The organism is Mesorhizobium sp. CO1-1-11 (assembly GCF_020164995.1).
GTDB lineage: Bacteria > Pseudomonadota > Alphaproteobacteria > Rhizobiales > Rhizobiaceae > Mesorhizobium > Mesorhizobium australicum.
The window spans coordinates 228,065-253,413 of sequence record NZ_JAIUHE010000006.1 but is presented as its reverse complement, the minus strand read 5'-3'; the positions used below and the strand labels follow the sequence as shown (position 1 = coordinate 253,413).

Genomic DNA, 25,349 nt, shown 5'->3' with positions numbered 1-25,349 from the left:
AGGGCAAAACCTTGTCGTCGATTTCAGCATGGCGCGCAGAAAGTTTCCGCGCGCCAAGCTTTCGAATCGCATAGTGCGCCGGCTTGGATTGCCGACGGTCAGGCAGCGTCAGACGTAGCGGTTGACGATGTTTTCGAGCAGTTCCTGGCGGCCGGAGCGCGGTTGCGGCTCGATCTTCTTCTTCACCACGCGCTCGGCGATCTCTTCCAGCGTCCGCTTGCCCGACAGCATCGCCTTGGCCTCGGCGCTGTTCCAGCCGGCATAGCGCTCGGCGAGCGGACCCGACAGCGCCTTGTCCTCTACCATCTTCGCTGCCGCCTTGAGGCCGCGCGCGCAGGAATCCATGCCGCCGATATGGCCGATCAGCAGGTCCTGCGGGTCGAGCGACTGGCGGCGCAGCTTGGCGTCGAAATTGGTGCCGCCGGTCTTGAAACCGCCGGCCTGGAGCACCTGGTAATATGCCAGCGCCATTTCCGGCACGTTGTTGGGGAACTGGTCGGTGTCCCAGCCCGACTGGTAGTCGTTGCGGTTCATGTCGATCGAGCCGAAGACGCCGAGCGCATTGGCCAGCGCCAGTTCGTGCTCGAAGGAGTGGCCGGCCAGGATGGCGTGGCCCTGCTCGATGTTGAGCTTGACCTCCTTCTCCAGGCCGAAGCGCTTGAGGAAGCCGTAGACGGTCGCGACGTCGTAGTCATACTGGTGTTTTGTCGGCTCCTGCGGCTTCGGCTCGATCAGGATCGTGCCCTTGAAGCCGATCTTGTGCTTGTAGTCGACGACGAGGTTCAGGAAACGGCCGGCCTGTTCCTGCTCGCGGGCAAGGTCGGTGTTGAGCAGCGTCTCATAACCCTCGCGCCCGCCCCACAGCACGTAATTCTCGCCCTTCAGCCGCTTGGTGACGTCGATGCAGCTCTTCACCGTCGCCGCCGCGTAGGCGAACACATCCGGATCGGGATTGGTTGCCGCGCCCGACATGAAGCGGCGGTTGGAGAACAGGTTCGCCGTGCCCCACAAAAGCTTGACGCCGGTCTGCTTCATCTTGCCGGCGAAATAATCGGCGATCTCATCGAGGCGGGCCGCACTTTCGGAAAAATCCTTGCCCTCGGGCCGCACATCGGCGTCGTGAAAGCAGAAATAGGGAGCGCCGAGCAGCGAGAACATCTCGAAGGCGACATCCGCCTTCAGCTTCGCCAATTCCATCGTGTCGACGCCGCCAGCCTTGGGGAACCAGGGACGGTCGAAGGTCTGGCCGCCGAACGGGTCGCCGCCCGGCCAGGCGAAGGAATGCCAGTAGGCGACGGCAAAGCGCAGATGGTCTTCCAGCCGCTTGCCGGCCACCACTTCGTCGGGATTGTAGAAACGGTAGGCCAGCGGATTGGTCGAATCCGGTCCTTCATATTTGATTGTCTGGATATCGCCGAAAAAGCCGCTGCTCATGGTTCTCTTCCTCTCCAAGATAGGTTTGCCCGATTACCTCAGGCGTAATTGGTTTCACGCCGGCGCTGGTCGAAAACGGTCCTGTCCAAACCGTCAAACGAAGGAGACAGACCATGACCGACCTCAACACGATCGCCCTGAACTACATCACCGCCTGGAACGAAAGCGATGCCGACCGCCGGGCGGCCTTGCTCAAGGCTGTCTTCACCGAGGACGTCAGCTATCGCGATCCGCTCATGCAGGGCGACGGCCATGAAGGCGTCGCGGCGCTGATCGGCGGCGTCCAGCAGCGCTTTGCCGGCTTCCGCTTCTCGCTGAAGGGCACGCCGGACGGCTTTGCCGACAAGATCCGCTTCTCCTGGAATCTCGGGCCCGAGGGCACTGCTTCCGTCATCGAAGGCACCGACATCGGCATCATCGAGAACGGCCGCCTGAAGAGCGTCACCGGCTTCCTCGACAAGGTGCCGGCGCAGTGAGGTCTTGCTGGCAAGTTGAGTGGCTCCCACGTTTACAGTAGTTGCTTGTCCAATCTGTAGAGGGGACCGATTGGCGAAGTCGGCGCCGCCCCTCATCGCCCTGCCGGGCACTTCTCCCCGTAGAGTGACGGGGAGAAGGGGGCCGGCGGCAATCTCGACGCCTTTCCTGCGACGTTGGTGATTGGCGAAACCAGCAATGACAGCGCCCCTCTCCCCGTCTCTATACGGGGAGAGGATGCCGGCAGGCAGGTGAGGGGCAGCGCCAGCGCCCGGACGAAAGGAATGGGACAAACGCCAACTCACGCGGTTACGGCCTTGATCGCCGGATAGAGCGCGCGGTATCGGTGATAGGCATCGGCGAAGGCGCCGCCAAGAGCTGCATCCGGCTCGATCGTGGCATCTGTCCTCGGCGCGGAGCACACGGCCAGCGGATCGGCGCCGGTCGCGGCGATCAGGCCAAGTCTGGCCGCTCCAAACGCAGCGCCGAAATCGCCATCAGCCGGAATATCCACCGGCAATTGCAGCGCGGTGGCGATCGCCTTCAGCCAGTAGCGCGAGCGCGAGCCGCCGCCGATCGCGGTCACGCGCGTCAAGGTCGTGCCGGCGGTTTTCAATGCCTCCAGGCTGTCGCGGAAGGCAAAGGCGACGCCTTCGAGCACGGCCTGTGTCAGCACTGCGCGGCCCGATTCATGCGCCAGGCCTGTGAACGAACCGCGAATGGCGGAATCATTGTGTGGCGTCCGCTCGCCCGAGAGATAGGGCAGGAAGGATACGCCGGTCGGCGCCTTCAGCGTCTCGCCGAGTTCCGATGTCAGTTCGCCCGCGCCCTTGCCTGTGATCTCCGACAGCCAGTTGAGCGAATCGGTTGCCGACAGGATGACGCCCATCTGGTGCCAGGTATTGGGCAGAGCATGACAGAAGGTGTGCACCGCGCTGGCCGGGTTGGGCAGATAGGCGGCGTTGGCGGCAAACAGCACACCCGATGTGCCGAGCGAGACAAAAGCGTGGCCGGCGCCGACCGTGCCCATGCCGCAGGCGGAAGCCGCATTGTCGCCGGCGCCGCCAGCCACCGGAGTGCCGGCCGCGATGCCCCACCGCGACGCGAGTCCGGCGCGCAGGGCGCCGGCTTTTTCCGTGCCCTCAACCAGCGACGGCATCTGCTTTTCCTCAAGCGAGGTCGCCGCAAGCAACTCGGAAGACCAGCGCCGCTTGCCGACATCGAGCCAGGACGTGCCTGCCGAATCCGACATTTCCGAAATATGCTCGCCGGTCAGCCAGAGCCGCAGGAAATCCTTGGGCAAAAGCACCTTTGCCACCTTGGCGAAGACAGCGGGTTCGTTGTTCTTCACCCAGGCGAGCTTGGGCGCGGTGAAGCCGGGAAAGACGATGTTGCCGGTGAGCGCGCGGAAGCGCGGATCGGCGTCCAGTGCCGCCGCCTCGACATGGCTGCGCGTATCGTTCCACAGGATGCAGGGCCGCAACACCTGATCGGCCGCATCGAGCAAGGTCGCGCCATGCATCTGGCCCGACAGGCCGATGCCCTTGATTGCGGCGAACTGCCCGGGATGTGCCGCCTTCAGTTCGGCGATCGCGTCTTCGCAGGCGCGTATCCAGTGCAGGGGATCCTGCTCGGACCAGCCCGGATGAGGGCGAGAAACATCAAGCGTGCCATGGCCGGAGCCGATGACGCCCTGTCCGGCATCGATCAGCAGCGCCTTGACGCCCGATGTGCCCAGGTCGAGGCCGAGATACATGGTTTCCTCCCACGTTCTTATTTTTTTCGGAACCCGAAAAATATGTTTGAGCCAGTTTTTAAGGCAAGATCCGCTCCGGGTCAATTCTCTGACAAATCGGCGGCACGTCTCGAAAACAGCGCCGACAGCGGACTGTCCGGGCGTACGGTCGAGCGCTCCGTCGTCAGCGCCCTGGCCAGTGCACCGTCGCCGGCACGCAAGGCGGCTTCTATCAGCGTCAGATCGATGACGTCGCGCTGCGCGTGGCTGCCGCCAAATCGATGGGCGATGGTCCGGATCGGCCGGATCAGTCGGATGGTTTCGGCGTAGTTGCCCTCTCCGAACGCCTTGATCGCAAGCGTCAGGGGATGGCCGACATCCCGCGTGAAAGCGGCATTGTCGTCACCGCCCCGCATCGCTTCGCGCTGTGCCCCGAGCAAGGTCCGGGCCGGAGCATCGAGCCCGGCGCCGACAAAGGCCATCATCGCGTGGGCGTCGTTGAAGGCATAGTTGGAGGCAGCGGCCTTGGGCACCCAATTGGCGGCTAGCGCCGTCCAGCGGTCGCCGACGTCGACGCCGCCGAGGTGAAGCCGCCACAGGATCGCCGATGCATCGACCATGTTGAGCGCCAGCGTCGATCTGCTGCCATAGATCGGCCCGTCATAGAGCGCCAGCACCTCGCCGGTCTCGCCGAGATCGTAGTGGAACAGCGCCAGGTGCCACCAATTGTGGACCTGGAGGAAGCTCTCCTTCGTCCAGGCTTCGGGATCGGTACGCATCCAGGCGATGCCGTCCCTTTGCCGGCTTTGCATCTCCATCACATGCGCGACCGCATGTTGCGCCCAGCCATCGCGCGGTTCGATCTCGACCGCCGTACGGCCGAGCCTTTCGGCCTGCGCATACTCAGCCATCTCTTCGAGCCCGAAGGCCTGCATGCCGAGAATGGCGTGATACCCCGGCATGTCCGCCTGCCATGACGGCAGGGCGCGGGCGATGCGGTCGCGCAGCATGCGGGCGTTGCCGGTGAAGAAATCGACCTGGTGTCCGACCTGGAGCGCCACGGCGTCGAGCGGAAAATCGATCGCTATGTCCCGCAGAATGCCGGAGGCCTGATGCCAGCGCCCGTTGGCGAGGTGGCCGAGGGCCGAGACATGCGCCCGCTCACGCGTTGTCGCGGCAAGCGGCAGCGCCGCCTCGTGGCAGATCCTGGCCACGGCCGTCGCCTCCGGTTCGGTGGCAAGGCCGAAAAGGTAGCCCTTGAAGACATGCGCCATGACAAAACCGGGGTCCTGCGCGATGGCGCGATCGACGGATTTCACGGGATCGCCGATGAAACACTGCAATTCGCGCACGGCCTGGCCGTAGGGCGCGAATCCGGCTTCCGTCGCGCCCGAAAATGCCAGGCCAAATGCGTCCCTGATGGCCATGCGAGAGTCCCTGGTCGAGGCCCGATGGGCATGATGCCCACGGTCCTACGTGATCTTAAAGCATAGGCTACGGCTACGCCATTTCACGAGTCGCGCCGCGGCATGTCAGGCATTTTTGCAGTTTATCAACCATGGGAGACAGAATAGGCTTTGTAAAACCGGACGAATTGTGGCTTGATTGCGGCGCGGGCAAGGGGCTTAAGATCGCGATCTGAGAGGGGACGCGATGCGGCATTTTGAAATACAGGGTCCGAACGGCGGTTCGGAGCACATTGGCCGGGCTGTTTCTTTGCTGCGCCGAAGACCCAGGCGAATCAATGCTGGGTTTATTAGCTTGCTTGCAACTACGACGCTTATGTTGCTGCCGAACTCCGCGGCCCTGGCGGCATGCCTGCTGGTTCCGTCTCCGGGCAATGACGTCTTCACTTGCGATAGTGGCGATTCGGGTGGCGGCCTCAACGACACCCTCGGCAACAACACGCTGAACTTTCCCGCCGGCGGCACCGGCCAGGTGAGCGGTAACGTCACCTTCGGCCCCGGCACGGACCGCATCAACATGCAGTCCGGCACCATCACCGGCACGGTCGATCAGGGCGACGGCACGGATTTCTTCACCATCGGCGGGGGCACCGTCGCCGGCAATGTCCAGCAGGGCGCAGGCATTGACGACTTCAACATGAGCGGCGGCCAGATCGGTTCCCTGAACCAGGGCGACGGGCTGGACACCTTCACCATGAGCGGCGGGCGCATCGTCGATTTCTTCGACGATGGCGACCGTGCCGTGATGACCGACGGCCGCATCGGCCGCGTCAACATGAAGCTCGACAAGAACTATTTCAATATGTCGGGCGGCATCATCGACCGCAACCTGGTCACCGGCTTCGACCAGGACACCATCATTCTCTCCGGCGGCACGATCGGCGGCAACATCAGCGTCAGCGGCGGCAACGACAGCGTGACGATCACGGGCGGCACCGTCGGCGGCGATGTGCTGATGAGCTTCGGAGCCGACAGTTTCGTCTGGAATGGCGGCGGCATCATCTATGGCGCCGTCGACCTCGGCGGCGACAACGATACGGCAAAGCTGAGCAACCTGACCAATGCCAATCTGGGCGGCGCCGACGCGCTGAATGGCGGTCTCGGCACCGACACGCTGACCTTCGACAACGTCAAGCTCGATGGCATCAGCCGGGTCCAGAACTGGGAAACTATCGACGCCACCAACGACACCCAGCTCACGCTGGACGGCAATCTGGTGCTTGGAGACAGCGGCACCGGCACGGGATCGCTCAATGTCGATGCCGCGAGCACGCTCTATGGCGGCGGCTTCAACGCATCGATCCAGGCCTTTACGTCGGGCCAGCTTGCGGACGTCGTCAATGCCGGCCGCATCGACCTGACCAATGGCAGTACCGGCGCGATGGACCGGCTGACGATTTCGGGCAATTACACCGGGCTCGGCGGCCTGCTGCTCATCCAGACCGAGCTCGGCGATGATTCGTCGGCGTCGGACAGGCTGGTGCTTTCGGGCGGCACGGCTTCCGGCTCGACCGGCATCGCGGTGGTCAATGTCGGCGGCGCGGGGGCCGAAACGATGCAGGACGGCATCATGGTCGTCCAGGCGGTCAACGGCGCCACCTCCACCTCAAGCGCCTTCGCGCTCGACGTGCCGGTCGCGGCAGGCGCCTTCGAATATTATCTGTTCAAGGGTGGCGTCACCGCAGGCAGCGCGGAGAACTGGTATCTGCGCTCGTCGCTGATAACCCCGACATCGCCGGCCGCGGCGCCGCCGGCGGCAGAACCAGCACCCGCCCCGGAACCGGTGCCGCCCGAGGCCGAACCTCCGCCGCCGCCATCCGCGCTGCCGCCGGTGCCGGCGCCGACCGAGGGCGACATCAACACTCCGCCGGTCGATCCGACGCCGCCGGTGCAGGCTAGCGATCCGGTGCCCGTGCCACCGCCACCGCCGCCGCCGGCGCCGGCGGCTGATCCACCGCCACCGCCCCCGCCGGTCCCGACTGCCGTGCCCGATCTTCCGACGCCCACGGCAGGGGAGGAAATCCTGCTCTATCGCGTCGAGGTGCCGGTCTATTCCGCGGTGCTGCCTGTGGCCGAGCATCTGGCGATGACGACACTTGGCACCTTCCATGAGCGGCGTGGCGAACAGAGCCTGTTGTCGAACACGGAGCTGTCGCCGGTCTGGGGCCGCATCTACGGCCAGGACGCCAGGATGGGCTGGTCGGGAACGGTGTCGCCGTCCTTCGACGGCACCTTGTTCGGCCTGCAGGCGGGCTTCGACGTCTCCGGACGCGAAACCGCGTCGGGCGGGATCGATCGCGCCGGCCTGTTCGTCGCCTATGCCAGCATGAAGGGCGATGTGCGCGGCCAGGCGCTGGGGCAGAATGATCTGTCCGTCGGCGGCATCGATGTCAGCGGCACCAGCGTCGGCGGTTACTGGACCCGCATCGGCCAAGGCGGCTGGTACCTCGACGGCGTCCTCATGGCCACCTTCTTCGGCGGCGACGCGACGTCGTCGCGCGATGTCGGCATCGACATTGGCGGAACAGGTGTCACCGCCTCGCTGGAGGGCGGCTATCCCATTGCACTGGCGCAGGGCTGGACGCTCGAACCGCAGGCGCAACTGATCTGGCAGCATCTGTCGCTCGACGATGCCAAGGATCGTTTCTCGTCGGTTTCCTTCGATAGCGACGGCAGCGTCACCGGCCGGATCGGGGCTCGGCTGCAGGGCGAGTCCGCTGTCAATGGCATAGCGCTGCAGCCCTACCTCAAGGCCAATATCTGGCATGATTTTGGCGGCACCGATCGTGTCAGCTTCGACACCACCGACATCTCGACGGAGGGCAGGTCAACCTCGTTCGAGTTCGGCGGCGGTATCGTCGCCAAGGTGACCGACAAGGTCAGTATCTTCGCCACCGGCGACTACACCACCAATCTCGGCGGCGACAAACGCCGCATCCTCGAGGGCAATCTGGGCTTCAGTGTTAAATGGTGAGGCCCTCCGGGCCTCACCCGCGTCAGGACATCAATTGCCGGAACGCATCGCCACCGTGGCGATGCCGGCGCCGACCAGGAGCGTGCCGCCGGTACGGTTGAAGATGCGGATCGCCTTGGGATTGCGGACCACGTTGCGGGCGCGTGCCGCGATCAGCGCGTAACCGAAGGCGTTGGCGAAGGCGAGCGCCAGGAAGGTCGTCTCGAAGATCAGCATCTGCGTCCAGAAGTCGGCGTGCCGGTCGAGGAACTGCGGCAGGAAGGCGACGAAGAAGGTGATGCTTTTCGGGTTGAGCGCGGTGACCAGCCAGGCATGCGCCATCATCTTGGCCGACGACACCGCGTCGGTGCGTGGTTCGGCCTTCAGCGCGCCGCCGGCGCGGAACAGTTTCACGCCGAGATAAATCAGATAGCCGGCGCCGATCAGTTTCAGGATGGTGAAAACACCAGCCGAAGCGGCAAGCAGCGCGCCGATGCCCAGCATCGACAAGGTCATGGCGGTGAAGTCGCCGAGCGCCACGCCGACGGCCATCGGCAAAGCGGTGCGCCAGCCCTGGCCCAGCGCATAGGAGACGACCAGAAGGATTGTCGGGCCCGGGATGATGAGGAGGATGGTCGACGCGGCAGTGAAGGCGGCCCAGTTTTCGAAGGACATGCTCGTCTCCTTTGAGCTCAAGGAAGAGGATAAATCCTTGGCTCCCGAAGAATGTAAAGGGGCCGAATCCTTGTTTTTGCGTATTCCGGCCGGGCAACCGGCACGACTCTTACGGGACCGCGACGTCAATTGCGCCAGCGGCAAAAAGCTTGATGACGGTTTCAACGTCTTGCAGATGTTTAATGGCGACCGCGCGGGAGGGCGGAGCGGCGCCTCGGCAAGGCGCAAACGCAAGCAGCGCAAGGCATTCACGCTTTATCAACCATGAATGATGAAAATGCCCGCTATCCGGCCGGACCGTGCTTCCCGCCGACAGAGTAGGGTTTGGGTATATGCGTGAGTTGCCGCAAGGTCCGACGCCGCCACGAAACGGCGACGCAATCGAAACCGATCTTCTTCTCTCCCGCCGCGCCATCCTGTCCGGGGCGGGCGCTTTGGCATTGCTCGGCGTCGCCGGCTGCTCGACCTCGGGTGGTGGCGATCTGCCGGCGCTGCAGCTCGACGATACGGTCACCGGTTCGGTGCCGATCCGGCCGTCGATCAGCGTCGACAAGAACATCACCAGCCCCCACGTCATGTATGCCTCCTTGACGGATAACGGCTTCAACGTGCCCGAGGTGCCCTATCTCAAGGTCAAGCCGGAGTTCCGTCGCCAGATCGTCGTCGATACGACCGGCGAGGCGCCCGGCACCATCGTCGTGCATCTCAAGGAACGCATGCTCTATCTCGTCCAGCCGGGTGGCGACGCCATCCGCTACGGCGTCGGCATCGGCAAGGACGGTTTCCGCTGGTCCGGCCGCGCCAACATCCAGTACGGCAGGGAGTGGCCGACCTGGACGCCGCCGCCCGAAATGATCCAGCGCAAGCCGGAACTGGTGAAGTGGCAGGGCGGCCAGCCCGGCGGCCTGACCAATCCGCTCGGGGCGCGTGCGCTCTACATCTACCAGGACGGCAAGGACACCGGCTACCGCATCCATGGCTCGCCGGAATGGTGGAGCATCGGCCAGGCGATGTCGTCGGGCTGCGTGCGCCTGATCAACCAGGACATCATCGACCTCTACAGCCGGGTGTCGAAGAAAAACCCCGTCGTCGTCATGTGATCGTCCAGCCCTCCGTTTCTCCCGTTGCGCGATGCGGCAAGACAGGCCAAGGTGACCTGAAAACCATCGCCTAGAGCCGGATGATTTCAGGTCCGTTCGACTTGAAATCCGAATCCGTCTCTTTCGGCGTCATGCTCCAGGGAGACATCAAGCATGGCTGGAACTTTCGTCATCGCGCAGGGCGGCGGCCCGACCGCCGTCATCAACCAGACGGTCGTGGGCGCCGCGCTGGAGATCCGCAGGCGCCATCCCGGTGCCAAGGTGCTGGGCTCCTTGCACGGTGTGCGTGGCATCCGTGACGGCAACTATGTCGACCTCTCCGCCATCCCCGAGGACCGGCTGCGGCTGATCGCCGGGATGCCGAGCGCTGCCCTCGGGTCGACGCGCGACAAGCCGGATGCCGCCTATTGCGAGGTCATCCTGAAGGGCCTGCAGAAGGCGGGCGCCGACGCTTTCATCTATATCGGCGGCAACGACACCTCGGGCACGCAGCAGATCCTGACCGATGCCGCCGGCGGCAAGATCGCTTTCGTCCATGCGCCGAAGACCATCGACAACGATCTCGAGGAAAACGACCATACGCCGGGCTTCATGTCCGCGGCCGAATTCGTCGCTGGCGCCTTCCTGTCCGTCGATCTCGATTTTCGCGCGCTTCCTGGCATCTATGTCGGCATCGTCATGGGCCGCCATGCCGGCTTCCTGACCGCGGCGTCGGCGGCCTGGCAGCTCGATTCCGACAGCGGCCCGCATTTGGTCTACGTCCCGGAGCGGCCGTTCTCCGCCGCCGGTTTCATCGACGACGTGCGCGCCACCCTCGACCGCCACAAGCGCTGCATCGTCGCCGTGTCGGAAGGCGTCAGCACCGCCGACGGCAAGGCACTGGTCGAAAGCCTGGTGCCGGCGGACAAGCTCGAGCGCGACCAGCACGGCAACGTCAAACTCTCGGGCAGCGACCTGCCGGCGGCGCTCGAACGGGCATTGGCCGAGGGGCTGCCGGGCAAGCGTGCCCGCGTCGACGCACTCGGCTACATGCCGCGCGGCTATGTCGGCTCCATCAGCCCGGTCGATGCGCAGGAGGCCTTCGATGCCGGCGCCTTTGCCGTCGGCGTCGCCGAACAGGGCGGCGGCTCGGTGGCGTTGCAATATGATGGCAGCAAGATAGTGCTGAAGAAGGTGCCGCTGAAGAACGTCGCCGGCAAGACCCGTCACATGCCCGACGATTTCATGAAGCCCGACGCCAACCAGCTGTCCGAGGCCGGCATGGCCTATCTCAAGCGGCTGGTGCCGGAAAAATACAAGGTCGGAAAGCCGTTCGTCTGATGCCGGGTTCGCTTGATGCCCGGCTCACACTTGATGCCCAGGCTCATCCTGATGGATAACTGGTTCTCCAGGCGCATCGTCGACGGCAGGACGACGATGCTGACCGAGCCGTTCGTGCACGACTATGTGCGCGCCAATATCTGGCATTTCACCGGCCGCGACGCCGACCTTCTGGTCGACACCGGGATGGGCATCTGTCCGCTGGCGCCGGAGATAAAGACGGCCGAAGGCAAGCCGCTTCTGGTCGTCGCCACCCATATCCACCTCGACCATGTCGGCTCGCTGCACGAATTTCCGCTGCGGGCCGGGCCAAGGATGAGCGCAGCGCAATTCGAGAGCATGGATGAGGCCGCGACTTACGCCTACATGTTCCACGATCTCGAGGGGGCCGTTTCGAAATTGCCGGCGCCTGGCTGGAAGTCGGCCGACTATGCGATAGCGCCGGCACCGTTGACGCGTATGCTCGACGAAGGCGACGTGGTCGATCTAGGCGACCGCCGGTTTCGGGTGCTGCATCTCCCCGGACATTCGCCGGATTCGATCGCGCTTTTCGATGAGACCGACGGCCTGTTTTTCAGCGGCGACGCCATCTATGACGACACGCTGATCGACGATTTGCCGGATTCCGACCGGGAGGCCTATCGCAACACGATGCGCCGGCTGCTCGACCTGCCGATCAGGATCGGCCATGGCGGCCACGGCCCGAGCTTCGACGGCGGGCGCATGCGCGAAATCGCGTCGGCCTATCTGCGATCCGTAAGCGCACTCTGAATTAAATCTTCGTAAGGTCGGGCTAAAACCCTAAATCGCGCGGATCGGCGCCCTAGATAGTTGTTGTCGATCCGGCCGGCTGCCATGCGTGGCGAGGCAGGCAACCCGGGCCGTCGGCACGCTGACGGGCACTTCTCCCAGGAAGACCCGCGGCGCGGATCAACCCCTCGCCCGGACAGAACGACCATGTCAAACCTGAGCATTCTTCGTAGGCATCGCATCGCCGCCCTGCTGGGCGCCGCGCTGCTGGTTTCTCCCTTTGTCGTCTCATTCGCCGACAGCGCGAACGGCGTCGGCACGGGCAACACGGTTGCAACGACGCAGACCCCCGTTGCCGGGACCACGGCCCCGAGCGGTTCGTTGGCGCCGATCGTGGCCACGACCAAGCCGGCCGTCGTGACCGTGACCACGGTCATGAAAGGACAGCCGGAAGCAATGAACGAAGCGTCGCCCTTCGATGGCGCCTCGCCCTTCGACGATTATTTCCGCCAGTTCTTCGGCGATCAGGGCATGCCCGCTCCCAAGACGCCTCCGCAACAGCGGTTGCCGCGGGCCGAAGCGCTCGGTTCGGGCTTCATCGTCGGTGCCGACGGCACCATCGTCACCAACAACCATGTCGTCGACGGCGCTTCCTCGATAAAGGTCACGCTCGACGACGGCACGGAGCTCCCGGCCAAGCTGGTCGGTCACGATGCCAAGAACGACCTCGCCGTGCTGAAGATCAACGCCGGCAAGTCGTTGCCAACCGTGAAGTGGGGCGACTCCGACAAGCTCATGACAGGCGACCAGGTGCTGGCGATCGGCAATCCGTTCGGCATCGGCACCACGGTAACGGCCGGTATCGTCTCGGCGCGTGGCCGCGACCTGCATAGCGGGCCCTTCGACGATTTCATCCAGATCGACGCGCCGATCAATCACGGCAATTCCGGCGGCCCGCTGGTGGACGTCAATGGGAATGTCGTCGGCATCAACACGGCGATCTATTCGCCCAATGGCGGCAGCGTCGGTGTCGGTTTCGCCATTCCGTCGGACCAGGCCGAGAAGGTGGTCGCCAAGCTGATGAAGGGCGGCAACATCGAATACGGCTATCTCGGCGTCGAGATCCAGCCCGTCACCCCGGATGTGGCAAGCGCCATCGGGCTGGACCGTCCCAGCGGTGCCTTGGTCTCGCAGGTCAATGACGGCTCGCCCGCGGCCAAGGCCGGCGTCGAGACCGGCGACGTCATCACCGGCTTCGCCGGGCAGGACGTCAAGGATCCCAAGGACCTGTCACGAGCCGTCGCCGACGTCGCGCCGGGTGCCAAGGAGAGACTGGATGTCTGGCGCAAGGGCAAGGCCATGCAGATCTCGGTGGAGGTCGGACGCAACAGCGACGATGTGAAAACGGCGTCTACGGATGACTCCAGCGCGCCAGGCACCGAACAGGGTTCCCGCGTGCCGGCCGTCGGCCTCGGCTTGATGGATATCACGCCGGACATCCGCCAGCAGATGAACCTCCCCGAGAACGAGCACGGCGCGGTGGTTGCGAGCGTCAATCCCGACAAGCCGGCAGCGACTGCCGGCATCCAGCCGGGCGATGTCATCGTCGCCGTCAACCAGGCTCCGGTGAAGAGCGCCAGGCAGGTGACCCAAGCGATTGCCCAAGCCGGCAAATCCGGACGCAAATCGGTGCTGCTTCTGGTGGAGCGTGGCGACACCCAGATCTATGTCGCCGTGCCGTTCGCCAATGGCTGAACATAAACAGCGCGTGGCGGGCTTGCGGACGAGCCCGCCACGCCGGTTCGGTTGGCTACAACTTGCGCAGCGCCACTTCCTCGATCAGGTGGTCGGCGCCCTTGCGCAGGATCAAGTCGGCGCGGGCACGCGTCGGCAGGATGTTTTCGCGCAGGTTCTTCAGGTTGATGTTGGTCCACAGGCCCTCGGCGATCGCCTTGGCCGCATCCTCCGACAGCTGCGAATAGCGGTGGAAGAAGGAGTCCGGATCGCGGAAGGCGGTTTCGCGCAGCCGCATGAAGCGGGAAATATACCAATTGTGGATCAGCTTCTCGTCGGCATCGATGTAGATGGCGAAGTCGAAGAAGTCCGACAGGAAGGGCACGATCTTGCCGTCCTGCGGCAGCTTGCCCGGCTGCAGCACGTTGATGCCTTCGAAGATCAGGATGTCGGGCCGGTCGATGGTGACGAACTCGCCGGGGATGACGTCATAGGTAAGGTGCGAATAGACCGGCGCGCGGACATCGGGCAACGCCGACTTGATACCCGAGAGGAAACGCAGCAGCGCGCCGACATCGTAGCTGTCGGGGAAACCCTTGCGCTCCATCAGGTTTTCGCGGCGCAGCACCTCGTTGGGCAGCAGGAAGCCGTCCGTGGTGATGAGGTCCACCTTCGGGCTCGACGGCCATCGCGCCAGCAATTCCTTCAGCACGCGCGCCGTGGTCGATTTGCCGACCGCGACAGAACCGGCAATGCCGATGATGAACGGCGTCTTGGCCACGTCGGCGGCGTTGAAGAAGGCCTGGCGCTGCCGGAACAGAAGCTGGCTCGCCTCGACATGCGCCGACAAAAGCCGCGACAAGGACAGATAGATGCGCTTGACCTCTTCGAGGTCGACCGGGTCGTTGAGCGAACGCAGGCGGCGGAACTCGTCCTCGCTCAGCGTCAGCGGCGTATCGGCTCGGAACCGCGACCATTGCTCGGCTGAGAAGAAGCGAAACGGAGAATATTTCTCGGTTGGCGCGAGCTGATCCATCGAGATACCTGCCCTTCCTCCCGATCAGCCCTTGGGCCGCGACGCCTTCTCGGCGATGCCCGAACGCCCGGTACGGGCTTCAAGCTCCTTGAGCACGTCGTTCAACGGGACACCCGAGATGCCGAGAACGACAAGCCAATGATATATAAGATCGGCGCTTTCGGAAACGAGGCCCTGTTTGTCGCCCTTGACGGCGGCGATCACGGTCTCGACCGCCTCCTCGCCGAGTTTCTGCGCCGCCTTGTCGATGCCCCGGGCGTAAAGCTTGGCCGTCCACGAATCCGGATCGCCGGAATGGGCGCGGTCGCTGACGATTTTTTCCAGGTCGGAGAGCGAAAACTCGGCCATGTCGATCTATCTTCTTGTTTAAACCGGGTTTTTCCCGAAAGCCGGCTTCGGGAGCATGCTCTAGGACCTGTTGCCCAGCGAGTCCAGCCGCATCGGCAGGCCGGCCTTGGCCATATGCGCCTTGGCTTCGGCGATGGTGTAGGTGCCGAAATGGAAGATGGACGCCGCCAGCACAGCACCCGCATGGCCGTCGCGAATGCCTTCGACCATGTGGTCGAGCGTGCCGACGCCACCCGAAGCGATGACCGGCGCGCGCACCGCGTCCGACACCGCGCGGGTCAGCGCGATGTCGTAGCCGGCCTTGGTGCCGTCGCGGTCCATCGAGGTCAACAGGATCTCGCCGGCGCCGCGATCGACCATTTTCCGCGCGAATTCCACGGCGTCGATGCCGGTCTTCTCGCGCCCGCCATGGGTGAAGATCTCCCAGCGGTCGGCCTCGCCGGGGCCGGAGATTTTCTTGGCGTCGATGGCGACGACGACGCATTGGTTGCCGAACTTGTCGGCGGCTTCGGCGACGAAATCCGGGTTCTTCACCGCCGCCGTGTTGATCGAGACCTTGTCGGCCCCGGCCAGCAGCAATCTTCGGATGTCGGCCACCTGGCGCACGCCGCCGCCGACGGTCAGCGGCATAAAGCATTGTTCCGCGGTGCGGGCGATGACGTCGAAGATGGTCTCGCGATTGTCCGACGAAGCGGTGATGTCGAGAAAGCAGAGTTCGTCGGCGCCGGCGGCATCATAGGCCTTGGCGGCCTCCACCGGATCGCCGGCGTCGATGAGGTCGACGAAATTGACGCCCTTGACGACACGGCCGTCCTTGACGTCGAGGCAAGGGATGACGCGGGCCTTCAGCATCAGCGGCCCTCTATCGTGGCAAGCAGATCGTTGAGCAGCTGGCCGACCAGCGGCGGCACATCGGCCTGGGCATCGAAGGCGGGATCGTAAGCGGAAACGGTGATGCCGACGACCGGCACAGCAAGCGCCATGGCGCAGGCCGCGTCGCGCAGCTGCTCCGGGTTCGGTCCGCCTGATGTGACGTAGCGGTTGGCCTGCAGCGCCTTGGGGTCGTGCACGTCGAGATCGAGATGCATGTGCACGCTGTTGGCGCCGGCGGCCTTCAGTTTTTCCGTCGCTTGCGCCACGCCTGGACATTCCGTCCGGATGACCGGCAATGTTTCGAGTAGTTTTTCCTCCGCCGGATCGAGATCGCGGGCGTTGACGAGCACGCAGCGCGCGGGATCGATCGGCCTGAAGCCGGGAATGGCGGCCGCCATCGGACGCCAGCACAGGCCGAGCACCGTCGACAGCGCCATGCCGTCGAGAAAGCCGTAGACGGACGTCTCCGGCGTGTTGAGGTCGCCGTGCTGGTCTGCCCAGATGATGGCGTCGGCGCCTTCGCCGGCGACCGCGCCGGCTGACGTCAGGCAGTTTCCGGCCAGCACGATGGGGAACCGCCCCCTGTCGCGGGCCATGCGGACCTCGCCCGAGACGGCGTTGCAGACGGCAAAACCCGTGGCGATCTCGCGCTCCTGGCCGTCGCCGACCCTGCCGATATCCTCGACCGTGACGTCGTGGCCGGCAAGGGTGAGGGCATCGACGAGCCCGCCCGATATCAGCGCGTCGGGCCCCTGGCCCATGCCGCCATGATAGTGGCCGCTGTCATAGGAGGCCAGGATGAGCGAAACTTTCACGACCGCGCCTCCATCGCCGGCCGGCCCCGCAGGATGGCCAGCGCCTCTGTGGGATCGATGCGGCCGTCATAGAGGGCACGGCCCGAGATTGCGCCTTCGAGTTTTTTCGCATCGGGCATGGTCATGCGCACGATGTCGGCGATCGAAGCCAGTCCGCCCGAGGCGATGACCGGGATCGACACGGCGTCGGCAAGGTCGATGGTGGCGTCCCAGTTGATGCCGGTCAGCACGCCGTCGCGGTCGATGTCGGTATAGATGATGGCGGCGACGCCGGCGCCCTCGAATTTCCTGGCCAGTTCGATGACTCCGAGGCTCGAGGCTTCGGCCCAGCCTTCGACCGCTACCTTGCCGCCCTTGGCATCGATGCCGACCGCGACCTTGCCCGGAAATGCCTTGCAGGCCTGCCTGACCAGATCGGGATCGCGCACCGCCACCGTGCCGAGGATGACGCGGGCCAGCCCACGGTCGAGCCAGTCCTCGATCTGCTCCAGCGTGCGAATGCCGCCGCCGAGCTGCACCGGGTTCTTCGTCGCCTTCAGGATGGCCCCTACCGCGGCGCTGTTGACGCTCTGGCCCTGGAAGGCGCCGTTGAGGTCGACGACATGAAGCCACTCGAAGCCCTGCTCTTCAAAGGCTTTTGCCTGCGCGGCGGGGTCATCATTGTAGATCGTCGCGGTCGCCATATCGCCGTGCTTCAGCCGCACGCATTGGCCGTCCTTGAGGTCGATGGCTGGAAACAGGATCACTCAGGCACCCTCGACGATCGCGAAATGTCCGGTCGAAGCCGCCAGTCTGTTCTGCAACGCTGTCTGGTAGGCTGGCGATCGATAGCAGCTGAGCGCGGTTTCATAAGAGTCGAACTCGACCACCACCTGCCTGCCAAATTCCGACCCTTCGGGATTGGTCACTTGTCCGCCGCGCACGAGATAGCGGCCTCCGAAAGACGAAACCGCGTCGCCGATGGCGTCGCGGTAACGCTGATATCCTTCCGGGTCTGTCACCGTCAGCATTACCAGCCAATAGCCCTTCTTGCACATGGTTCAGGGCCTCCAGCGCAGGAAATTGGTGATCAGCGCCAGGCCCAGCGCCTGGCTCTTCTCAGGATGGAACTGCGTGCCGGCGAGATTGTCACGCGCGACCGTGGCCGTCACCGGGCCCCCATAGTCGGCGACCGCGAGGATCTCGTCCGGTTTTTTTGCGTCGAGATGGTAGGAGTGGACGAAATAGGCATGCAGTCCGGCCGCGCCGGTCGGAATGCCGGAGAACAATGGGTGCTTATGCCTCAATTCGATCGTGTTCCAGCCGATCTGCGGGATCTTTAGCGCCGGATCGGAAGGCGTGATCTCCTTGACGTCGCCCGATATCCAGCCGAACCCGTTGGTGACGGTCTTTTCGAGGCCGCGCTCGGACATCAGCTGCATGCCGACGCAAATTCCCAGGAAAGGCCGGCCCTTGGCGATGGCGACGTCCTCGACCGCCTCCCACATGCCGTCCACGGCACGCAGGCCGGCCGCGCAATCGGCGTAAGCGCCGACGCCGGGCAGGACGATGCGGTCGGCCGTGCGCACCCGGTCGGCATCGGCCGTCAGGTCGATCTCGGCCGCGATGCCGGCCTCGCGCGCGGCGCGCTCGAAGGCCTTGGTGGCCGAGCGCAGATTGCCCGAACCGTAATCGATGATCGCAACCCGCATCTCAGCGCCGTCCCGGAATGTGGGTCAGCCCCAGCGCCATGCCTGGCTGTGCCGGGCGCGCCAAAGCGGCATCTGGGACGATGCGCGGCGCGGGTGCCGCTTCATCCGAAAGCCCTTCCACCTCAAGGGCATAGCGCATGTCGGCATCGCTGAGCCAGCCGGCCTCGACGACGCCCCACTCATGCCAACCGCGGCGGCGCAGTGCCGCGATGCGCAAGCCCTGTCCTTCCAGTCCGACATAGAGCGAGACGAGCAGCGACAAAAGCGAGCCGGCCACACCGAGCCCAAGTCTCTCGCCAAGCATCGACAGCACGCCCATGACGACAAAGGCGAGCGCCGCTTCGACCCACAGCCGGTGCCAGGCAAGCCACAGCGGCGGCACAAGCAGGCCGAGCCAGGTGAAGCCGTCGCGGACTAAGGTCGTCGTGTCGACGTTCTCGCTGCGGCCAGGTGGCTCCATCACGACATAGGCGGTCATGAGGCTATCCCTTCAAAGAACCCTTGGTGGAGGGAACCGCGTCAGGCTGGCGCGGATCGCGCTCGAGCGCGGCGCGCAGCGCGCGCGCCACCGCCTTGAAGCAGGTCTCGGCGATATGATGGTTGTTGGCGCCATAATGGTTGGTGACATGCAGCGTGATGCCGGCGTTCTGCGCCAGCGCCTGGAAGAATTCGCGCACCAGTTCGGTGTCGAAGGTGCCGATCTTGGGCGACGAGAACGACACGTTCCAGACCAGGAAGGGGCGGCCCGACACGTCGATCGCCGCGCGCGTCAGCGTCTCGTCCATGGCAAGGTCGATCGAGGCGTAGCGCATGATGCCGCGCCGCTCGCCCAACGCCTTGGTCAAGGCCTGCCCGAGCGCGATGCCGGTGTCCTCGACCGTGTGGTGGTCGTCTATATGCAGGTCGCCCGTTGCTCTGACGGTCATGTCGATCAGGGAATGGCGGGAAAGCTGGTCCAGCATATGGTCGAAGAAGCCGACGCCGGTGGCGATGTCCGATTTGCCAAAGCCGTCGACATGGATCGACACCGAGATGTCGGTTTCCCCAGTCTTGCGGCTTGCATCGGCGGAACGAGGCGCCATCACTCTATCCTTGTGCCAGTGGTTCAGATCGTGACCGGTTCACGGGCCTCAAGCGCTCGCTGGCTTGAAAACGAGAGCCTTCTAGCAGCATGATCCGGCGATTGCCAGTTGCGATCCCGGCCGCTATCGAGCGGTTTGCAATCATTGGCCCCGTGCATACATATGGCCGATCAAAGTCACTCGTACCGCGCCAAATCGCCTTTTGAAGGGATGGTGCGAATCGGAGCCAAGAAATGTCCAATGAATTGACCATGCACGCCACGACCATCGTGACGGTGCGCAAGGGCAACAAGGTGGTGATCGCCGGCGACGGCCAGGTCAGCCTGGGCCAGACCATCATGAAGGGCAATGCCCGCAAAGTGCGCCGCATCGGCAAGGGCGGCAATGTGATTGCCGGTTTCGCGGGCGCCACCGCCGACGCCTTCACGCTGCTGGAACGCCTCGAAGCCAAGCTCGAACAATATCCCGACCAACTGACGCGCGCCTGCGTCGAGCTCGCCAAGGACTGGCGCACCGACCGCTATCTGCGCCGGCTGGAGGCGATGATGCTGGTCGCCGACAAGTCGGTCTCGCTGGCGCTGACCGGCAATGGCGATGTGCTGGAACCCGAACATGGCGTCATGGCCATCGGTTCGGGCGGCAATTATGCGCTGGCCGCGGCGCGCGCGCTGATGGATACGGACAAGGATGCCGAGGAGATCGCCCGCAGGGCGATGCAGATCGCGTCCGATATCTGCGTCTACACCAACAACAATTTCGTCGTCGAAACGCTCGATGCCGCCTGAACCAGACCATGACCCCGCAAGGTGGGAACCGGTTTTCGGAAAAGATCATGGTCAAACAAGAAAGTAGCTACGATTTTCGGCCGGTGACCAAAAAGGACCTGCCGATGATCGCCGGCTGGCTCGCCGAGCCGCATGTTGCAGAATGGTGGGATGATCCTGAGACGGAAATCGCGGAGATTGCCGATCACATAGACTCGATTTCCGTCGAGCCGCTGATCGTTGAGCTCGACGGAAAGCCGATCGCCTATCTGCAGAGCTATGACCCGCACATGGAAGACGGCCATCCCTATGCCGATCAGCCGTTCGGCACGCTGGGCATCGATGTCTCGATCGGCCGGCCGGAACTGATCGGCATCGGCCATGGCTCGGCCATCGTGCGTCAGTTCGTCGAAGACCTGTTCGAGGAAGGCGTGCCGCGTGTCATCATCGATCCCGACCCCGCCAATCTCAGGGCCATCCGCGCCTATGAAAAGGCGGGTTTCCGGGCCATTGATCGCAGGCAGTCAATCTATGGCGACGTCGTGCTGATGGCGATCGATGCCGAAGACGCGCAAGAGGGGTAATCCAGGGCATGGTCATATCCAGCGGGGACAAGGGCCTTTCGGCCTACGAGGACAGCTGGCGGATGGGGCTGCTGATCGTCGCCGGCCTGCTCGCCGCCCAGGCTGTCACGCTCTATCTGATGGGCCATCCGCCGATCTGCACCTGCGGCTATGTCAAGCTGTGGCATGGCGTGGTGAACAGTTCGGAGAACTCCCAGCACATTTCGGACTGGTACACTTTCTCGCACATCATCCACGGCTTCCTGTTCTATGCGCTGGCCCGGTTCCTGTTCCCGCGCTCGCCGATCGGCTTGCGGCTGGCATTCGCCGTCCTCGTCGAGGGCGGCTGGGAAATCCTCGAAAACAGCCCGTTCATCATCGAGCGCTACCGCGCCGGCACCATTTCGCTCGATTATTACGGCGATTCGATCATCAATTCGGTGTCCGACACACTGGCCATGGTGCTGGGATTTGTGATGGCGCGAAGGCTACCTATATGGGTGATCGTCAGCCTCGCCATCCTCTTCGAACTGGGTACCGGCTATCTTATCCGGGACAATCTTACACTCAACGTGATCATGCTGCTGCATCCGTTCGAGGCCATCAAGCAGTGGCAAAGTGGAATTTAGTGATATGAGCACATTTTCTCCCCGCGAAATCGTTTCGGAACTCGACCGCTTCATCATCGGCCAGAAGGACGCCAAGCGCGCCGTGGCCATTGCCTTGCGCAACCGCTGGCGCCGCCAGCAGCTCGAAGGCCAGATGCGCGAAGAGGTGATGCCGAAGAATATCCTGATGATCGGCCCGACCGGCGTCGGCAAGACCGAGATCTCGCGCCGCCTGGCCCGGCTGGCCGGCGCGCCTTTCGTCAAGGTCGAGGCGACCAAGTTCACCGAAGTCGGCTATGTCGGTCGCGACGTCGAGCAGATCATCCGCGATCTGGTCGAAATCGCCATCGGGCTGGTGCGCGAAAAGATGCGCGAGGACGTGAAGGCACGCGCCCATGTCAACGCCGAGGAACGCGTGCTGGAAGCGCTGGTCGGCAAGACGGCGAGCCCGGCGACGCGCGATAGTTTCCGCAAGAAGCTGCGCGACGGCGAACTCGACGACAAGGAAATCGAAATCGAGGTGGCCGACACCGGCAATGGCGGCATGCCCGGCTTCGAAATTCCCGGCATGCCGGGCGCCAATATCGGCGTGCTCAACATCAACGACATGCTGTCGAAGGCAATGGGCGGCAAGAAGACCAAGCTGCGCAAGACGACGGTGAAGGAATCCTACGACCTGCTGGTCAGCGACGAGTCCGACAAGTTGCTCGACCAGGACGAGGTGGTGCGCCGGGCTCTGGACGCAGCGGAAAATGACGGCATCGTCTTCCTCGACGAGATCGACAAGATTGCCGCCAGGTCGGACATTTCGGGCGGCCCGTCGCGCGAAGGCGTGCAGCGCGACCTGCTGCCGCTGGTCGAGGGCACCACGGTGGCGACCAAATACGGGCCGTTGAAGACGGACCATATCCTGTTCATCGCCTCGGGCGCGTTTCACGTCTCGAAGCCGTCAGACCTGTTGCCGGAATTGCAGGGCCGCCTGCCGATCCGCGTCGAACTGCGTGCACTGGAGAAGGACGATTTCGTCCGCATCCTGACCGAGACGGAGGCCAGCCTGATCAAGCAGTACATCGCGCTGATGAAAACCGAAGGCGTCGAGCTGACCTTCACCGACGACGCCATCGATTCGCTGGCCGGCGTCGCCGTCGACCTCAACGCCAGCATCGAGAATATCGGCGCGCGGCGGCTGCAGACGGTGATGGAGCGGGTGCTGGACGAGATCTCCTATGATGCGCCCGACCGCAACGGCACGGCCGTCACCATCGACGCCGCCTATGTCCAGAAGCATGTCGGAGACCTCTCCAGAAACACCGATCTGTCGCGGTTCATCCTCTGAACGAAGATGCCGGAGCAGTCCGGCGCGGCATCGAGTAACAACTCCGGCAGGAGCCATGTGTGGCCAGATGGTATCATCTGGCCACCTTTCGTCTCGCCGGATGAAGAGGCGCTCTCGACTCGACCAGGTGCTTTACCTAGTTTGCGCGGCAATTCTCTAGGCGGCGGCGCATGAAAAAACTCATCCTGGTCATTCTCGGCTTGACGCTGGCGGCGACGCTGTTCGCCGCCGACGCGGCGACATTGGTGCCGCCGGGAAACCGCAATGCCGAGCAGCCCGACATTCCCGGCGCCTCCAGTCGCCGCACCCAGGCGACCAACACCAGCTTCCAGGCGAAGTATCGCAAGGTCTACGCGCTGTTGCAGAACGACCCCGACCTGCGCGGCAAGATCAAGAAGGCGGCAAGCGCCTATGGCATCGACCCGATGCACATCGTCGGCGCCATCGTTGGCGAGCACACCTACAATGTCGACGCCTATGACCGGCTGCAGACCTATTATGTCAAGGCGATCTCCTACCTCTCGAGCAAGCTCTCCTTCGCCTATGATGGTGAGGACATCAGCGATTTCGTGCAGCGGCCGGAATTCAGGAAATGCGACGCGATTTCGGACAGCTACGATCTGTGGGAATGCCGTGAACAGGTTTGGAACCGCTCGTTTCGCGGCAAGACGGTCGGCGGCGAGGATTTCCCCGACAACCGCTTCGGCGCCACCTTCTTCCAGCCCTATTATGCCGGCCAGACCTTCGGTCTCGGCCAGCTCAACCCGCTCACCGCCCTGCAGATGAGCGATCTCGTGCACAAGGTCTCCGGCTTGCCGAAGCTCGACGTCTCCGATCCCAATTCGGTCTACAAGACCATCATGGATCCGGACCTGACGCTTCCTTACGTCGCCGCGACGATCAGGAAGTCGATCGACGCCTATAAGAGCATCGCCGGCTTCGACATTTCGGGCAATCCGGGCCTGACCGCCACGCTCTACAATGTCGGCAATCCGGAACAGCGCGCTTATGCGCTGAAGGTGGAAAACGAAAAACGCCGCGCCACCGGCGAGCCGGAGAAGCTGCCGGAAGAGAATTATTACGGCTGGCTGGTCAACGACAAATTGCCGGAGCTGAAGGCGCTGTTTTAGGGCGGACCCGGCGCGCTGACGTTGATTTGCCAAAGCCGCGCCGCCCCTCATTGTCCTGCCGGACATTTCTCCCCGTGTAGTGACGGGGAGAAAGACGCTGTCATCAATGATTTCGCCAATCGGTGCATGAATTGCGGCGAGGTTGCCATAGCCCCCTTCTCCCCGTTCTACGGGGAGAAGATGCCGGCAGGCAGATGAGGGGCGGCGCCGACATCCACAAGGTGCACGACCCCTATGCCGCCAGCAACGCCTTCAGCTTGACTTCAGGCGATCCCAGCGCGTCCGCCGACGGTTTTGCCCGCTTCGCGATCAGCATCTCGGCCAGCCTGATGTCGCGCGCCACCGCATTGCCCGGGCCGATGCCGCTGGCCGCCACCAGCCTGCCGTCCTCGGCCAGATGAAAGAGGATGAAGGCGCCGTCACCGAGATCGCGGCGCACGGTGCTACGGCCTTCGTCGGATAATCCCGCGATCTGCAGGGACAGGCCATACTGATCCGACCAGAACCACGGCACCGCGGCATGCGGCTCGCCGGCGCCCAGCATGTTCCTGGCCGCCAGTGCGCCCTGTTCCTGCGCGTTGCGCCAGGCTTCCAGCCGCACGCGGCGGCCGCCATAGATGGCAAGCGGGAACGAGCAGCAGTCGCCGGCGGCGAAGATGTCGGGATCGCTGCTGCGCAGTTCTGCGTCGACCGCGATGCCGTTTTCGATGGCCAGGCCGGCCCCCGCCGCCAGTCCGGTCACCGGCACGGCGCCGATGCCGATCACGGCGAGGTCGGCAATGATCTCCCGGCCGCCGGCGAGCGTCACCCGCACCTCCTTGCCGTCGTCGGCGACGGCGGAGATGCCTTCCCCACAGATCACGTCGACACCCTCGGCGACATGCGCGTCATGGGTGATTTCGGCGATCTCGGCCGGAACGCCGCGCATCAGGATGCGCGACTGCGCCTCGATGACGGTGACATCTGCGCCGAGCTTGCGCGCCGCCGCGGCAAGCTCGAGGCCGATGAAGCCGCCGCCGATGACGGCGATGCGATTGCCGGCGCTGAGATGAGCGCGGATGGCCAGCGCATCGGCGAAGGTCCTGAGATAGACGCAGCGCCCGCCAAGGCCAGGCATCGGCAGCTTGCGTGGGGTCGAGCCAGTGGCCAGCAGCAGCTTGTCGTAGGGCAGCACCGAGCCGTCGGACAGGCGCACCGTGTGCGCCGCGCGATCGATCGCGATCGCCTGAACGGAATGGATATGCCGGATCGCTTTTCCCGCCAGGATTTCGTCGCTGGCAATCGCCTTGATTGCAGGCGCGTCGCTGGCCATCGCCTCCTTGGACAGAGGTGGCCTCTCATAGGGCAGATGCGGCTCGTCGCCGACCAGCGTCACCGGCCCGTCATAGCCGAGATCGCGCAGCGTCAGTGCTGCCCGTCCGCCGCATTCGCCGGCCCCGATGATCACCATTCCCGGCGTCAT

26 protein-coding genes are annotated in these 25,349 nt (G+C 64.1%); 12 read left to right on the top strand and 14 right to left on the bottom strand.

Annotated features, from left to right (window positions below; all coding sequences use genetic code 11):
- Positions 1–108 precede the first annotated feature (108 nt).
- On the bottom strand, positions 109–1,434 hold the full coding sequence (gene xylA, locus LB554_RS09385) for a xylose isomerase (RefSeq protein WP_224584212.1): 1,326 nt from the start codon (positions 1,432–1,434) through the stop codon (positions 109–111).
- 113 nt (positions 1,435–1,547) lie between these two features.
- On the opposite strand from xylA, the gene LB554_RS09380 reads away from it, so the two are divergent.
- On the top strand, positions 1,548–1,910 hold the full coding sequence (locus LB554_RS09380; RefSeq protein ID WP_140620574.1) for a nuclear transport factor 2 family protein: 363 nt from the start codon (positions 1,548–1,550) through the stop codon (positions 1,908–1,910).
- Between the two features lie 299 nt (positions 1,911–2,209).
- Here the strand turns inward: LB554_RS09380 and xylB are convergent, their stop codons facing one another.
- Together xylB and LB554_RS09370 are read right to left on the bottom strand one after the other, a co-directional pair.
- The gene (xylB, locus tag LB554_RS09375) at positions 2,210–3,664 is read right to left on the bottom strand and encodes a xylulokinase (RefSeq protein ID WP_140719356.1); all 1,455 of its coding nucleotides are present in this window, start codon (positions 3,662–3,664) and stop codon (positions 2,210–2,212) included.
- An 80-nt stretch (positions 3,665–3,744) separates the two neighbouring features.
- A complete protein-coding gene (locus tag LB554_RS09370; RefSeq protein ID WP_140719354.1) occupies positions 3,745–5,070 on the bottom strand; it encodes a tetratricopeptide repeat protein in 1,326 nt (441 codons plus the stop codon).
- A 355-nt stretch (positions 5,071–5,425) separates the two neighbouring features.
- Between LB554_RS09370 and LB554_RS09365 the strand changes: the two genes are divergently transcribed.
- Positions 5,426–8,083 (top strand): autotransporter outer membrane beta-barrel domain-containing protein, encoded by a 2,658-nt coding sequence (locus LB554_RS09365; RefSeq protein ID WP_411962622.1) that lies wholly within the window; start codon positions 5,426–5,428, stop codon positions 8,081–8,083.
- A gap of 30 nt (positions 8,084–8,113) precedes the next feature.
- Here the strand turns inward: LB554_RS09365 and LB554_RS09360 are convergent, their stop codons facing one another.
- Entirely contained in the window at positions 8,114–8,737 is a 624-nt protein-coding gene (locus LB554_RS09360; RefSeq protein ID WP_224584210.1) for a LysE family translocator, read from the bottom strand.
- Here LB554_RS09360 and LB554_RS09355 point away from each other — a divergent pair.
- The 5 genes from LB554_RS09355 to LB554_RS09335 all read left to right on the top strand — a co-directional run bounded on the left by LB554_RS09355 (position 8,736) and on the right by LB554_RS09335 (position 13,662).
- Positions 8,736–9,005 (top strand): hypothetical protein, encoded by a 270-nt coding sequence (locus LB554_RS09355; RefSeq protein ID WP_224525015.1) that lies wholly within the window; start codon positions 8,736–8,738, stop codon positions 9,003–9,005. The genes LB554_RS09360 and LB554_RS09355 overlap by 2 nt on opposite strands.
- A gap of 64 nt (positions 9,006–9,069) precedes the next feature.
- Positions 9,070–9,837 carry a L,D-transpeptidase gene (locus LB554_RS09350; protein WP_224584209.1) on the top strand — a complete coding sequence of 256 codons (768 nt, stop codon included), beginning with the start codon at positions 9,070–9,072 and terminating at the stop codon, positions 9,835–9,837.
- A 153-nt stretch (positions 9,838–9,990) separates the two neighbouring features.
- Positions 9,991–11,157 (top strand): diphosphate--fructose-6-phosphate 1-phosphotransferase, encoded by a 1,167-nt coding sequence (locus LB554_RS09345; protein WP_224584208.1) that lies wholly within the window; start codon positions 9,991–9,993, stop codon positions 11,155–11,157.
- 51 nt (positions 11,158–11,208) lie between these two features.
- Positions 11,209–11,928: an MBL fold metallo-hydrolase gene (locus LB554_RS09340; protein ID WP_140620608.1), complete on the top strand. Its 720-nt coding sequence runs from the start codon at positions 11,209–11,211 to the stop codon at positions 11,926–11,928.
- Positions 11,929–12,114: 186 nt separating this feature from the next.
- Complete coding sequence (locus LB554_RS09335) at positions 12,115–13,662, top strand: DegQ family serine endoprotease (RefSeq protein WP_015314590.1); 1,548 nt, start codon at positions 12,115–12,117, stop codon at positions 13,660–13,662.
- Positions 13,663–13,717: 55 nt separating this feature from the next.
- On the opposite strand, the gene coaA is transcribed toward LB554_RS09335, so the two are convergent.
- From coaA to hisB, 9 genes are read right to left on the bottom strand one after another with little or no spacing between them, the layout of a single operon-like run.
- Complete coding sequence (gene coaA / locus LB554_RS09330; protein ID WP_140660227.1) at positions 13,718–14,677, bottom strand: type I pantothenate kinase; 960 nt, start codon at positions 14,675–14,677, stop codon at positions 13,718–13,720.
- A gap of 24 nt (positions 14,678–14,701) precedes the next feature.
- A complete protein-coding gene (locus LB554_RS09325; protein ID WP_015314588.1) occupies positions 14,702–15,025 on the bottom strand; it encodes a phosphoribosyl-ATP diphosphatase in 324 nt (107 codons plus the stop codon).
- 60 nt (positions 15,026–15,085) lie between these two features.
- Positions 15,086–15,880 (bottom strand): imidazole glycerol phosphate synthase subunit HisF, encoded by a 795-nt coding sequence (hisF, locus tag LB554_RS09320; protein ID WP_181177739.1) that lies wholly within the window; start codon positions 15,878–15,880, stop codon positions 15,086–15,088.
- Positions 15,877–16,713: an arginase family protein gene (locus tag LB554_RS09315; RefSeq protein WP_224584207.1), complete on the bottom strand. Its 837-nt coding sequence runs from the start codon at positions 16,711–16,713 to the stop codon at positions 15,877–15,879. Before LB554_RS09315 ends, hisF begins: the two co-directional genes overlap by 4 nt.
- A complete protein-coding gene (gene hisA / locus LB554_RS09310) occupies positions 16,710–17,459 on the bottom strand; it encodes a 1-(5-phosphoribosyl)-5-[(5-phosphoribosylamino)methylideneamino]imidazole-4-carboxamide isomerase (protein ID WP_140660224.1) in 750 nt (249 codons plus the stop codon). The genes LB554_RS09315 and hisA overlap by 4 nt, the downstream gene beginning before the upstream one ends.
- Entirely contained in the window at positions 17,460–17,750 is a 291-nt protein-coding gene (locus LB554_RS09305) for a DUF1330 domain-containing protein (protein WP_224584206.1), read from the bottom strand.
- 3 nt (positions 17,751–17,753) lie between these two features.
- Positions 17,754–18,404 carry an imidazole glycerol phosphate synthase subunit HisH gene (gene hisH, locus LB554_RS09300; protein ID WP_015314583.1) on the bottom strand — a complete coding sequence of 217 codons (651 nt, stop codon included), beginning with the start codon at positions 18,402–18,404 and terminating at the stop codon, positions 17,754–17,756.
- 1 nt (position 18,405) lies between these two features.
- Positions 18,406–18,882, bottom strand: coding sequence for a DUF2628 domain-containing protein (locus tag LB554_RS09295; protein WP_224584205.1), 477 nt, complete (start codon positions 18,880–18,882; stop codon positions 18,406–18,408).
- A gap of 4 nt (positions 18,883–18,886) precedes the next feature.
- Positions 18,887–19,486, bottom strand: a complete 600-nt coding sequence (hisB, locus tag LB554_RS09290) for an imidazoleglycerol-phosphate dehydratase HisB (protein WP_140660220.1) — start codon at positions 19,484–19,486, stop codon at positions 18,887–18,889.
- Between the two features lie 233 nt (positions 19,487–19,719).
- Between hisB and hslV the strand changes: the two genes are divergently transcribed.
- The 5 genes from hslV to LB554_RS09265 all read left to right on the top strand — a co-directional run bounded on the left by hslV (position 19,720) and on the right by LB554_RS09265 (position 23,887).
- Positions 19,720–20,271, top strand: a complete 552-nt coding sequence (gene hslV, locus LB554_RS09285; RefSeq protein ID WP_015314580.1) for an ATP-dependent protease subunit HslV — start codon at positions 19,720–19,722, stop codon at positions 20,269–20,271.
- A gap of 47 nt (positions 20,272–20,318) precedes the next feature.
- Positions 20,319–20,834 (top strand): GNAT family N-acetyltransferase, encoded by a 516-nt coding sequence (locus tag LB554_RS09280; RefSeq protein WP_140660219.1) that lies wholly within the window; start codon positions 20,319–20,321, stop codon positions 20,832–20,834.
- Between the two features lie 8 nt (positions 20,835–20,842).
- Positions 20,843–21,442 (top strand): DUF2585 domain-containing protein, encoded by a 600-nt coding sequence (locus tag LB554_RS09275; protein WP_140620598.1) that lies wholly within the window; start codon positions 20,843–20,845, stop codon positions 21,440–21,442.
- Positions 21,443–21,446: 4 nt separating this feature from the next.
- Positions 21,447–22,757 carry an ATP-dependent protease ATPase subunit HslU gene (gene hslU / locus LB554_RS09270; RefSeq protein WP_015314577.1) on the top strand — a complete coding sequence of 437 codons (1,311 nt, stop codon included), beginning with the start codon at positions 21,447–21,449 and terminating at the stop codon, positions 22,755–22,757.
- A gap of 170 nt (positions 22,758–22,927) precedes the next feature.
- Entirely contained in the window at positions 22,928–23,887 is a 960-nt protein-coding gene (locus LB554_RS09265) for a DUF1402 family protein (protein ID WP_140620600.1), read from the top strand.
- 232 nt (positions 23,888–24,119) lie between these two features.
- Here LB554_RS09265 and LB554_RS09260 read toward each other — a convergent pair whose 3' ends face one another.
- On the bottom strand, positions 24,120–25,349 hold the full coding sequence (locus LB554_RS09260; protein WP_140620602.1) for an NAD(P)/FAD-dependent oxidoreductase: 1,230 nt from the start codon (positions 25,347–25,349) through the stop codon (positions 24,120–24,122).